Here is an 11218-nt window from a genome sequence, read left to right as displayed (position 1 = left end):
GGGTCAGCCACCACACAGGCTGAATGTGATGGCCTCATCGCGGGCAAGCCCGCTCCCACAGGGTTTTGCAGTGTTACAGGGTGGAAAGTGGCGGGGTGCGCGGCGGGATCTGGCGCTTGCTGCCGGTCGACTCGAATGCCGCCGCGAAACGCAGCAGCGCCGAATCGTCATAGGCACGACCGGCAAAGGTCAGGCCGACCGGCATGCCAATGTCCGGCATGATGCCCATTGGTACGGTGACGGTCGGAACGCCCAGATGGCGAATGGCGAGGTTGCCGTTGGCCACCCAGATACCGTTGCTCCAGGCGATGTCCGCGGACGCCGGATTGACGTCGGCGTCCGCCGGGCCGACATCGGCCACCGTCGGGAACAGCACCGCATCCAGGCCCAGTCGATCCATCCAGTCTTCAAGGTCGATCTTGCGTGTCTGTTCCAGGCCGCGCAGTCCATCGGGCACCGTGGTGATCTGGTCCCACGGGGTGATGCCGCGCTCAGCCATCTTCACGTATTCGTCCATGCCGGCAGCCAGGTCGCCTTCGCGGTTCGGCAGGGTGCCGGGATCGTGAGGGAAAATCTGCGGGCCATCGACGTCTACCAGACGGTTGAGTTTCGGATCGCCATTGGCCTGCAGGAAATCATCGAACGCCCACGCCGTCAGATCCCACAACTCATGGTGCAGGAACTCCTTGGACACGATCCCGCGATTGAACACGGTCGGGGTGCCCGGACGATCGCCTTCGCAGTTGGACACCAGCGGGAAATCCACTTCGAGTACTTCGGCACCGGCGGCTTCCAAGGCTTTGCGCGCTGCTTGCCACAGGCCGATCACCGAAGGGCGGGTGTTGATGCGTTGTCCGGTCGGACCACCGATGCCAGGTGCTTCGCTGGTACCGGCTTCAGGGTCGGCGTTGATGTACATCTTTGGCACACCGAAACGCTTGCCGGCCAGTGAGTCGGACTTCACGGCGAGGTCCAGATAGGATGCGGGGCGCACGGAAGCGACGCTTGGAATTGGCACCCAAGGTTGCAGGCGCCACAGGTCGCCACGGGTATCGGTGTCTTCGGCCACGACCACATCGAGCACTTCGAGCAGGTCGGCCATGGTCCGGGCGAACGGCACGACCACGTCCATGGTCGGTGTCAGTGGCCAGTTGCCGCGCACCGAAATCACCCCGCGCGAAGGCGTGTAGGCACACAAGCCATTGTTGGACGCCGGACCGCGACCGCTCGACCAGGTCTCTTCGGCCAGACCGAAGGCAGCGAAGCTGGCGGCGGTGGCCGTGCCGGCACCGTTCGACGAACCGGAGGCGAAGGGGGCGGTGAGGTAGTCAGCGTTGTACGGGCTCTCGGCGCGGCCGTAAACCCCGCGCTGCATGCCGCCGTTGGCCATGGGCGGCATATTGGTCTTGCCCAGGCAGATCGCCCCGGCAGCGCGCAGACGTTCGATGGTGAAGGCATCGCGGTAGGCGACGAGGTCCTTGAAGGCAGGACTGCCGGACGCGGCGGTCAGGCCCTTGACCAGATAACTGTCCTTGGCGGTGTAGGGAATGCCATCGAGCGGGCCGAGGGTCTGGCCCTTGGCACGGCGCTCGTCGCTGGCTTGCGCTTCCTTGAGCGCCTCGGGGTTGCGCACCACCACGGCATTGAGCGCAGTAGGCGTCTTGGGGCCGTCGTAGGCGTCGATTCGGGCAAGGTAAGCCTGCACCAGCTCGACCGAGGTGGTCTGGCCGGCTTCAAGGGCAGCACGCAGTTGGGCAATGGAAACTTCAGTGACTTGGATCATGCGGTCAGTACCGGCAGTAGAGGGAATACGGTGAGTGTTTGCCTGGCGGTGGATCTCGGGCACAGGAACTTCACTTCTCTTTAAAGGTTTTTCATAACGTTTCTGGTTGCACAGCCTTACGCGACAGAGGCGGGATTTCAACCGTGGCGTTAATTTTTTTTACCGGGGTGGTAGAAGCTCTCCTAACAAGTCGCTGTTTTAAAAGAAAAATTATGGCTGAGGGGCTTCCCAGACGAAGCAAATGTTGATAAATTTCCGCGCATTCCAGCACAGCCCATTAAACAGGCTGTTTATCAGGAATCGAATGCCAGGCATTCGTCGCAACATTTGCAGGGGCGTCGCCAAGCGGTAAGGCAGCAGGTTTTGATCCTGCCATGCGTTGGTTCGAATCCAGCCGCCCCTGCCATCTTCAAGAAACGCCAGTTCCGATCGGGGCTGGCGTTTTTTTATGCCCGCAGGCTTTCCCCCCAGATGCAGTCCTTCCTGATCCATCCGGTCACGGATATTGGCCATTTCGATCCCCTTTTGGCCTGCCTCACGCTGTCAACCGTCCGGTCTGTCAGCAAGAATCGGAACCAGGTTGCTGACTCGGCAGCAACGATCAAAACCAAAACAGAATCTTGATCTTCCTTACCCTTGGCTACTCTTCTGGCCACTGCCGTCTACAAAACAGATAAAAAACCAACGAGCTGACATTGGGGAACTGATCCATGGACACTATCAAACGCATCCTGGGCGCCACGGTTTGCGGGCTGACGTTGCTGGCCAGCGCGGTGCAGGCTGAACAGCAAGAGTTGAGGGTCTACAACTGGGCAGACTACATCCTGCCGTCCGTGCCCAAGGACTTCGCCGACAAAACCGGCATCAAAGTGACTTGGGACACCTTCGACACCAATGAGTCCCTGGAGGCCAAGCTGCTGACCGGCAACTCGGGATACGACCTGGTGGTGCCGTCGAACCAGTTCATCGAAACCCAGATCAAGGCCGGGGTGTTCCAGAAACTCGACAAGTCCAAGTTGCCGAACTGGAAGCACCAGGACCCGGCGCTGCTCAAGCTGCTCGATGCCAACGATCCCGGCAACCAATACGGCGTGCCCTATATGTATGGCACCGTGCTGATCGGCTTCAACCCGGCCAAGGTGAAGGCGGCGCTGGGCGAGAATGCGCCGGTGGACAGTTGGGACCTGGTGTTCAAGCCGGAAAACATGGAAAAGCTCAAGGCATGTGGCGTGGCGATGCTTGATTCGCCTTCGGAAATCCTGCCGATTGCCCTGCATTACCTGGGATTGGACCCGAATAGCCAGAAACCGGACGACTACGAAAAAGCCAAGGCGCTGATGCTGAAGGTTCGTCCCTACGTCACTTACTTCAACTCGGCCAAGTACATGACCGACATCGCCAACGGCGATATTTGCGTGGCCATCGGTTACTCCGGCAGCTTCTATCAGTTCGGCAATCGCGCCAAGGAAGCGGGCAACGGCGTGGTGGTCGATTGGCGCTTGCCGAAGGAGGGGGCACCGATCTGGTTCGATACCTTTGCCATTCCGAAAAGCGCGAAGAATGTCGAGGAGGCCCACGCGTTCCTCAACACCTTGCTCGACCCGACAGTCATTGCGCCTATCAGCGATTTCCTCGGTTATCCGAACGCCAACAAGGATTCGCTGGCGCTGATCAACAAGGACATCACCGGCAACCCGAACCTGACCCCGACCAGTGAAGCGTTGGCATCGCTGTATGTCGTGCAGCCGTTGCCGCAGAAGCTGGAGCGGGTGCGCACGCGGGTGTGGACGGCGATCAAGTCGGATAAATAACGCAGCCCCCTTGTGGGAGCGAGCCTGCTCGCGAAAGCGGTCTGCCAGTCAACATAAATGTTGAATAGGCCACCGTCTTCGCGAGCAGGCTCGCTCCCACAGGGGTTATGCATTACAGCTTCAGGGATTATTTATCAGCATTGGTCGTGCGAATCAGGTTGTTGCGCAACGCCACGATCGCTTGCTGCATCTTCACGAAATCATCCGGATCCAGGCCGGTTTGCGGGAAGCCGTCTTCGGTCAATTCCGAGCGCAGGCTTCGACCTTCTTTGGTCAGGCTGATCCGCACCTGGCGCTCGTCTTCGGGATCACGCTGGCGCAGCAGGTAGCCCATCGCCTCGAGCTTTTTCAGGATCGGCGTCAGGGTGTTGGATTCGAGGAACAGCTTTTCACCGAGGCTGCCAACGGTCTGGTTGTCTTCTTCCCACAGCGCCACCAGGGTGATGTATTGCGTGTAGGTCAATCCGAGTCGTTCGAGCATCGGCTTGTAAGCCTTGCCGAACGCCAGGTTGGTGGAATAGACCGCAAAACACAGGAAGTCGGAGAGTTTGAGATCCAGGGCGGATGTCTTGTCGGTGGTTTTCATGGGCATTCTCGTTGGCCAGGCAGGCAAGACAGAAACTATACGTCGGATGCGATGGTGTCGGAAGTGCTGGAAACCGTCGTATTGACCTTGCGAACCTGTAAATGCCGACGGCCGGTTCGCCAGGGTAATCCTGTCGAACCGGCCGCGCGGCGTATTGTGATTGCGTTCGTGTGCGCTAACATCGCATGCGATATAAATGATGCATCAAACCGTGATGACGTTCAGGGCAACGTCGATGTTGCCGCGTGTGGCTTTGGAGTAGGGGCAGATGGAGTCGGCAATGTGCGCAAGTTCAGTCGCCACATCATGGGCCAGTCCTGGCACGCGCAGGGTCAGTCGAGCCTGAAGGAAGTAAGCTGAGCCTGTCTGGCCCAGGTCTACCTCGATGTCGACGGCCAGATCCGCTGGCAGCACGATGTTGCGTTCCTGGGCGACCAGACCGACGGCGGCGGTGTAGCACGCCGACCAGGCTCCGGCGAACAGTTGCTCGGCTTTCGGGTGTGGCTGCGTATTGGCGAAAACGTGGGCAGGCTGTGCGGAACCTGGCGACGACAGTTCGATATCGAGGTTGCCGTTATGGCCACGGGAGGTGGTGCCAGCGTTGCTGAGGGTGGTGTGGGTCTTGCCGGTGGCCAGGACTTTTTCGATCTTGCTCATGGGTGAATCCTCGAAGGTGCAATCAGGTTTGATTTAGTGTCGTGTGAGCTTAGATCGCATCCGATGTAATGAATAATCCTGCAGAACCCAATCAGCGTCAAGGGGTATTTTCATGCCTTGGCGACGAGTGGTTGTGTTTGAAGGGAAGGCCCCATTCCCTGTAGGAGCGAGCTTGCTCGCGATAAACGGGAGAGCAACGCGGGGTGTCAGGCCGGACGCGTCATCGTTGGCGACCATCGCGAGCAAGCTCGCTCCTACAGGGATTCAACCGCTGCAATTCCTGCTGCACAAAATCGGCAAACAGCTTGATCCGGATCGGCGTCAGCGTGCCGAAGGCGTGCAGCGAATGAATCGCTCGGGTGGGCAGTGGGTGATCGGCCAGCACTTGCATCAGCGCACCTGAATCCAGGTCTTGCTGCACCGTGCATTTCATCAGGTAGGCCACCCCCATGCCGCCGAGTACAGCGGCGCGCAGGCCGAATCCCGAGTCCAGGCCGATGCGACCCCGTGGGACCAGGGTTTCACCGTTGGCAAAAACGATGGGCAGGGTCCGACCGTTCAACTGATAGCGCACGAAGGGCAGGGCGCGCAGTTCATCGATGGACCTCGGGTTGCCCCATTCGCCGAGGAACGCCGGGGAAGCCACCAGTGCCATGTCGAGTTGAGTGAGCGTGCGGCTTTTCAAGTCGCTGTCGGTGAGGGGCCCCACGCGGAAAATCACGTCGTAACCTTCGCGAATCAGCTCCACGCGGTGATCGAGCAAGGTCAGGTCCAGCTCCAGGTCGGGGTGTTCGGCGAGGAACACCGAACTGATCCGCGGCATCAACAAGCGCCCGAGTTCGCTGGGCATGCTGACCCGCAGGTGACCGCGCGCATCGCCCGTGTCTCGCAGGGCGTCGGCGGAGTCATCGATGGCTTGCAGCAGGGGCGCGACGCGCTCATAGAAGGCCTTGCCCTCGGGTGTGAGGCTAAGCATTCGCGTGGAGCGGCGGAACAGCTTGGCATTGAGTTCCGTCTCCAGCCGGGCAACGCTTTTGGATATGGCCGAAGGCGTGGTCCCGGCGTTGCGCGCGGCGGCGCTGAACGAGCCGGCTTCGACCGCGCGGACGAAGGCAATCAGGCTGGCGGATTGATTCAACAGGCTCGACATGGTGTGACTCCGCAGCACAACAGATGTGCCTTTTACTGGACTGTTTGGCTGGATGCGCGCGACATGATACTGCGCGCCTTCAACCAGCGGAGTCAGCAAATGCAACGTCTACAAGGTAAGGTCGCGGTGATCACCGGCGGCAACAGCGGTATAGGTTTGGCCTCGGCGTGCCTGTTCGCCAAAGAGGGGGCCAACGTGATCGTCACGGCCCGTCGACAAGAGGTGCTCGATGAAGCAGTTCGCCAGATCGGTCATGGCGCCATCGGCATCAAGGGTGATGTCGCCAGCCTTGAGCACCATGCCGAGGTGGCCTCACAAGTCCGCGAGCGATTCGGTGCACTCGATATCTACATGGCCAACGCCGGGGTCGTCACCCAGACGCCTTCGGAGCAGGTCACGCCAGAACAGTTCGACGCGCAATTCAACATCAACACCCGCGGCGTGTTCTTCGGTGTGCAGTCGATTCTGCCGGTGCTGCGCGACGGTGGCAGCATCATTCTGACCAGCTCCCTGGCCGCGACAAGAGTGTTCGACGGACATGCGGTGTACGCCGGTTCCAAATCGGCCATTGGAGCATTTGCGCGCAATTGGGCGCTGGAGCTGCGAGCGCGGCGGATACGGGTCAATTTGCTGAGCCCCGGCCCGGTGGATACGGCAATCATTGCCAAACTGGGGGTTACAGAAGAACAGCGTCCGGATTTCATGCAGATGATGGCGGACATGATCCCCGCCGGCCGCTTGGGCGAGGCCGATGAGTTGGCGCGAGCGGCACTCTATCTGGCATCCAGCGACAGTTCGTTCGTCAACGGCATCGAGTTGCACGTGGACGGTGGCATGTCGCTGGTCTGATTAAACACCTGCACTCGACAGCTCCTACAGGGGCGGGTATCAGAAGGTGCAGACAGCATCGGAAAAGACTACCCGCCCGAACTGTGCATTGGCATCCAATGGCGTGATGGCCTGCAGTTGGTCCAGGCGGACCTCTTGCTCGCCGTCAGCCGTTTCCAGCAAGAGGAATTCTTCCTTGCTGCTGGCGGTTCGCGTAGTCAGCGCCTTGGCGAACAGGCGCGCGCCGTCTTTCAGTTCGACCTCCAGTCGATAGCCGCGCATGCAGGCAATCTCCAGATAGTCGTACAGGTCGCAGTTCATGGGCTGATAGGTGTGCATGTCGTTACTCCTGGAATGAAATAACCCTGTTTGCCGGGCCTATCATCTTCCTGAACGCATGGTTCATCAAGGAATCGGTTGAGTTCAAAACCTGTGGGCGCTGGCTTGCCGGCGATGGCGTCAGCACCGGCAGCAAAACTCTGAGATAGACTCACAACCACTATCCGCCCCTGGAGCGCTCCCCATGGCAGGACCGCAATGGACTCGCTGATCACCGCCGCCGCGCAAGCCCTGGCGGCCGGCGATCCGCTCGGCGCGCTGGACCGGGTTGCCCTACGCGAGGATGCACCGGCGCTGGCGTTGCGCGGGATCGCCATGGCGCAACTGGGTGATCTGGTCCGCGCCAAGGCACTGGTACGCCGGGCGGCGCGGGCGTTCGGGCCGAAAGAGGCGGTCTCCCGTGCGCGATGCATCGTGGCCGAAGCCGAGATCGCCTTGGCCTCCCGGGACCTCGGCTGGCCTGCGCAAGCACTCGACGCGGCGCGCCTCATTCTTGAGTCCCACGGGGATTGGGTGAACGCTGCCCACGCACGGTATTTGGAGATCCGCCGCCTGTTATTGATCGGGCAACTGGATCAGGCGCAGGAAAAACTCGCCGGACTCGACCCGGCCACCTTGCCACCACCACTGCGGGCGACCCATGAGCTGCTGGTGGCGGGAGTCGCCATGCGCCACCTGCAGGCGCATACGGCACGTGCGGCCCTCAGCCGAGCCGACCTCGCCGCCGGGCAATCCGGCATTGCGGCCTTGATGGCGGAAGTCGAGAGTGCCGTTCGGATGCTCGACAGTCCCGCCGCACGCTTGATGACACAGGGCGAAGCGCGACCTGTGCTGCTCGACGAAGTGGAAGCCTTGTTCGCCTCGACATCGCTGGTGGTGGACGCTTGTCGAAACCTTGTGCGTGGCGCCGGCATGTCCGTGTCGTTGTCGACGCGGCCGATTCTGTTCACGCTTGCGCGAACACTGGCCGAAGCCTGGCCGGCCGATGTGTCCAGGGAAACCCTCATCAACCGGGCCTTTCGTTTGAAGCTGAGCGATGAATCCCATCGCGCCCGATTGCGCGTCGAAATCGGACGACTGCGGGCGGCACTCAAACCGCTTGCCGGCGTGACCGCCACCCGACGCGGGTTCGTGTTGGTTCCGCAGGTTTCCCCCGACGTGGTATTGCTCATGCCCCCGGTCGACGAGAAGTACGCCGCGGTGTTCGCCTTGCTCGGCGACGGTGAAGCCTGGTCGAGCTCGGCCCTGGCCCTGGCGCTGGGCAACAGCCAGCGCAACGTGCAACGGGCCCTCGAAACGCTGGCGGCGCAAGGCAAGGTGCAATCATTCGGGCAGGGGCGATCCAGGCGTTGGCTGACCCCGCCGGTGCCCGGTTTCGCGACGACCTTGTTACTCCCGGTGCCGCTGCCCGGTGGCTAGGATGAGCCTCACCAACCCCGATCGAGGAACACCGAAATGAAACAGTCAGCCGCCGAAATCCTCCGTGAATTTGGTCCTTTCGAAGGTGTCGAGCACGTGCATGGCCTGACCTGGGACGGCCAGCAGGTGTGGTTTGCCAGTGGCGAAAAACTCAATGCCCTCGACCCCGACAGCGGCAAGCCCGGGCGGGCGATCGACGTCGCCGCCCACGCCGGCACTGCGTTCGATGGCAAGCATCTGTTCCAGATTGCCGAGGACCGTATCCAGAAAGTCGATCCCCAGAGCGGTCGCGTACTCTCCACCATCCCGGCCCCCGGAGGCGGCAACGATTCGGGCCTGACCTGGGCCGAAGGCACATTGTGGGTCGGGCAGTACCGCGAACGAAAGATCCATCAGATCGACCCCGAGAGCGGCGCGATCCTGCGCACCCTCGAATCCAACCGTTTTGTCACCGGCGTGACCTGGGTCGAAGGTCAGTTGTGGCATGGCACATGGGAAGGCGATGAAAGCGAACTGCGCCGGATCGATTCGAAAAACGGCGAGGTGCTGCAAAGCTTGAAGCTGCCGGCCGGCATCGGCGTATCGGGGCTGGAGTCCGATGGTGGCGAGCGGTTTTTCTGTGGCGGTGGCAGTAGTGGGCGGGTGAGGGTGGTGCGTCGTCCGTCATGACGAACCGGGCTGAGGTTGGATGTTTAAAAGGCGTCCAGCCTTCAGCGAATCTTCCGCCATGGTGCCAAGAGCCTTCCCGCCCTCACACCGGATCCGTCCGGCTTCAACGTCTGTGCCCATCGCGTATCGTTTTCAGAACCGCCTGATTCTGTCGACACCATCGCCCCGGTTAGCGTTATCTCGGCGGATTCATATTTGACGTCAGAATAGTGGCTCTTTAATATCGCGCCACTATCGCGCCATCAATTATCTTTTTCGAGGGATCGAACATGGACTCACCCGCCCTCGCGGCGAGGTTGTGCCTGGCTTTGCTGTGCCTTTCTCCGCTGAATCCCATCCATGCCGCGCCCACGCCCGGTGACACCGACCTGATCCGCGAACGCCAGGATCGCTTGCTCGAAGAGCAGCATCGAAGGCTCGAAGAACTCAAGGAACTGCCCGGCCAGCCCGTTCAACCGACTCCGCCACCGGCCCCGGTCGACACCCGTTGCTTCCCGATCAAGGACATCGAACTCAAGGGGGCCGACAGTCTCTCGGACCGCGAAAAGCACCGTCTGATCAAGCCCTACATCGGTCAATGCCTGGGCGTCACGCAGCTCAATGAACTGCTCAAGGTCATCACTGACCACTACATCGAAAAAGGCCTGGTCACCAGCCGCGCCTACTTGCCGCAACAGGACTTGTCCGGCGGCCTTCTGCAAGTGCTGGTGGTTGAGGGTCGGCTCGAAGGCCTGAACAGTGCACCGGACAGCCAATTGTCCGAGCGCGAACTGACCATGGCGTTTCCCGGCCAGATCGGTGAATTGGTCAACTTGCGGGAGATCGAGCAACTGGTCGATCAGCTCAATCGCCTGCCCTCGAACCAGGCCAAGATGGAATTGACGCCCGGCAAGAACGTCGGCGGCAGCGAAATACAGGTGACCAACAGCCCGCAAAAGCCCTGGCGCGTCGGGCTGTCTCGCAACAACGATGGTCAGCGCAGCACCGGTGAACAGCAGTGGGGCACGACGTTTGACTGGGACAGCCCGCTGGGCCTGGCCGATCAGTTGATGCTGCGCGGCGGTCACGACGCGATGACCGATCACCAGCACACCTCCAACAACACGCTGCTGTACTACAACCTGCCGTGGGGCTGGTGGAACTTCAGTTACAGCTACAACCAGAGCGAGTACCGCTCGCAGATCGCCGCCAACGATTTCAATTTCAAGCAGACCGGCGACAGCCAGAACCATCAGTTTCGCGCCGAGCGGGTGATCCACCGCGACGCCGTCAGCAAGACCTCGCTCAACGCCGGTCTGTCCTACCTGCGCACCAACAACTTCATCGAAGACAGCAAGCTCAAGCTGAGCAGCAACCGCATCAGCGAACTGCAGTACGGCCTCAACCATGGGCGGCGGGTCGGCAGTGCGTTCGTCAACCTTGACCTAGGCCTGCAACAAGGCATCGGCGCGTTCGACGCCCAGGGCAATGACCATCCGGGGCCGGGCGAACCCAACGCGCGTTACCGCAAATACACCGCCACCGCGAGCTATCTGCAGCCGTTCAAACTGTGGGGCGAATCCTTCAACTTCACCAGCCTGATGACCGGCCAGCGCAGTGAAGACGTGTTGTTCAGTCCGCAACGGACCAGCCTCGGCGGGCAGTCATCGATTCGTGGTTACAAGGATCAATCCCTGTCCGGCGACAGCGGCGGTTACTGGCGCAACGACCTGCGCTGGACCCTTCCGGTGACGCTGGAGTGGTTGCGCCCGCTGTTCGCCGAATACGGCAGCGGCCTGGGTTACGACCAGGGCGTGATTCGCGGCGATCGCTACAACGGCGATCAACACGGGCGGATGTCGAGTCATTCGCTGGAGCTGTTTGCCCGTGGCCAGCACCTGGCCGCCAGCGTGACCTTTGCCCACTCCCTGGAACGCCCGGACGCGCTGACCGAGCGTGAAGCGCCGATCTATTTTCGCGTGGACTTCTTCCTCTAA

The 11218-nt window shown here is 61.1% G+C and carries 10 protein-coding genes and 1 tRNA gene; 6 read left to right on the top strand and 5 right to left on the bottom strand.

The features are described 5' to 3' along the window. Positions 1-73 precede the first annotated feature (73 nt). Positions 74-1783, bottom strand: coding sequence for an amidase (locus ACSFE6_RS02460; RefSeq protein WP_435426103.1), 1710 nt, complete (start codon positions 1781-1783; stop codon positions 74-76). A gap of 331 nt (positions 1784-2114) precedes the next feature. Here ACSFE6_RS02460 and ACSFE6_RS02455 point away from each other — a divergent pair. Together ACSFE6_RS02455 and ACSFE6_RS02450 are read left to right on the top strand one after the other, a co-directional pair. Continuing rightward, a tRNA-Gln gene (locus tag ACSFE6_RS02455) sits at positions 2115-2189 on the top strand. Between the two features lie 304 nt (positions 2190-2493). Continuing rightward, the gene (locus ACSFE6_RS02450; protein WP_435426102.1) at positions 2494-3594 is read left to right on the top strand and encodes a polyamine ABC transporter substrate-binding protein; all 1101 of its coding nucleotides are present in this window, start codon (positions 2494-2496) and stop codon (positions 3592-3594) included. 127 nt (positions 3595-3721) lie between these two features. Here the strand turns inward: ACSFE6_RS02450 and ACSFE6_RS02445 are convergent, their stop codons facing one another. From ACSFE6_RS02445 to ACSFE6_RS02435, 3 genes are all read right to left on the bottom strand, one after another. After that, complete coding sequence (locus ACSFE6_RS02445; protein WP_435426101.1) at positions 3722-4180, bottom strand: MarR family winged helix-turn-helix transcriptional regulator; 459 nt, start codon at positions 4178-4180, stop codon at positions 3722-3724. A 204-nt stretch (positions 4181-4384) separates the two neighbouring features. Next, positions 4385-4837: an Ohr family peroxiredoxin gene (locus ACSFE6_RS02440; protein ID WP_435426100.1), complete on the bottom strand. Its 453-nt coding sequence runs from the start codon at positions 4835-4837 to the stop codon at positions 4385-4387. Between the two features lie 220 nt (positions 4838-5057). Further along, a complete protein-coding gene (locus ACSFE6_RS02435) occupies positions 5058-5987 on the bottom strand; it encodes a LysR family transcriptional regulator (protein WP_435426099.1) in 930 nt (309 codons plus the stop codon). A 99-nt stretch (positions 5988-6086) separates the two neighbouring features. On the opposite strand from ACSFE6_RS02435, the gene ACSFE6_RS02430 reads away from it, so the two are divergent. Further along, positions 6087-6836: an SDR family NAD(P)-dependent oxidoreductase gene (locus tag ACSFE6_RS02430; protein ID WP_435426098.1), complete on the top strand. Its 750-nt coding sequence runs from the start codon at positions 6087-6089 to the stop codon at positions 6834-6836. A gap of 39 nt (positions 6837-6875) precedes the next feature. Here the strand turns inward: ACSFE6_RS02430 and ACSFE6_RS02425 are convergent, their stop codons facing one another. After that, positions 6876-7154 carry a Rho-binding antiterminator gene (locus tag ACSFE6_RS02425; RefSeq protein WP_435426097.1) on the bottom strand — a complete coding sequence of 93 codons (279 nt, stop codon included), beginning with the start codon at positions 7152-7154 and terminating at the stop codon, positions 6876-6878. A gap of 198 nt (positions 7155-7352) precedes the next feature. On the opposite strand from ACSFE6_RS02425, the gene ACSFE6_RS02420 reads away from it, so the two are divergent. The 3 genes from ACSFE6_RS02420 to ACSFE6_RS02410 all read left to right on the top strand — a co-directional run bounded on the left by ACSFE6_RS02420 (position 7353) and on the right by ACSFE6_RS02410 (position 11218). After that, a complete protein-coding gene (locus ACSFE6_RS02420) occupies positions 7353-8573 on the top strand; it encodes a helix-turn-helix domain-containing protein (RefSeq protein WP_435426096.1) in 1221 nt (406 codons plus the stop codon). A gap of 36 nt (positions 8574-8609) precedes the next feature. Beyond that, positions 8610-9242: a Vgb family protein gene (locus ACSFE6_RS02415; protein WP_435426095.1), complete on the top strand. Its 633-nt coding sequence runs from the start codon at positions 8610-8612 to the stop codon at positions 9240-9242. Positions 9243-9511: 269 nt separating this feature from the next. Further along, positions 9512-11218 (top strand): ShlB/FhaC/HecB family hemolysin secretion/activation protein, encoded by a 1707-nt coding sequence (locus tag ACSFE6_RS02410; protein ID WP_435426094.1) that lies wholly within the window; start codon positions 9512-9514, stop codon positions 11216-11218.

The organism is Pseudomonas baetica (assembly GCF_051216495.1).
Lineage (GTDB): Bacteria > Pseudomonadota > Gammaproteobacteria > Pseudomonadales > Pseudomonadaceae > Aquipseudomonas > Aquipseudomonas baetica_B.
This window is presented reverse-complemented; position numbering and strand designations above follow the sequence as displayed.

Bases quoted from the DNA above. Each gene is read 5' to 3' on its own strand.
- ACSFE6_RS02440 (WP_435426100.1), bottom strand. From the start codon at position 4,837: ATGAGCAAGATCGAAAAAGTCCTGGCCACCGGCAAGACCCACACCACC.
- ACSFE6_RS02450 (WP_435426102.1), top strand. From the start codon at position 2,494: ATGGACACTATCAAACGCATCCTGGGCGCCACGGTTTGCGGGCTGACG.
- ACSFE6_RS02415 (WP_435426095.1), top strand. From the start codon at position 8,610: ATGAAACAGTCAGCCGCCGAAATCCTCCGTGAATTTGGTCCTTTCGAA.
- ACSFE6_RS02430 (WP_435426098.1), top strand. From the start codon at position 6,087: ATGCAACGTCTACAAGGTAAGGTCGCGGTGATCACCGGCGGCAACAGC.
- ACSFE6_RS02445 (WP_435426101.1), bottom strand. From the start codon at position 4,180: ATGAAAACCACCGACAAGACATCCGCCCTGGATCTCAAACTCTCCGAC.
- ACSFE6_RS02420 (WP_435426096.1), top strand. From the start codon at position 7,353: ATGGACTCGCTGATCACCGCCGCCGCGCAAGCCCTGGCGGCCGGCGAT.
- ACSFE6_RS02410 (WP_435426094.1), top strand. From the start codon at position 9,512: ATGGACTCACCCGCCCTCGCGGCGAGGTTGTGCCTGGCTTTGCTGTGC.
- ACSFE6_RS02425 (WP_435426097.1), bottom strand. From the start codon at position 7,154: ATGCACACCTATCAGCCCATGAACTGCGACCTGTACGACTATCTGGAG.
- ACSFE6_RS02435 (WP_435426099.1), bottom strand. From the start codon at position 5,987: ATGTCGAGCCTGTTGAATCAATCCGCCAGCCTGATTGCCTTCGTCCGC.
- ACSFE6_RS02460 (WP_435426103.1), bottom strand. From the start codon at position 1,783: ATGATCCAAGTCACTGAAGTTTCCATTGCCCAACTGCGTGCTGCCCTT.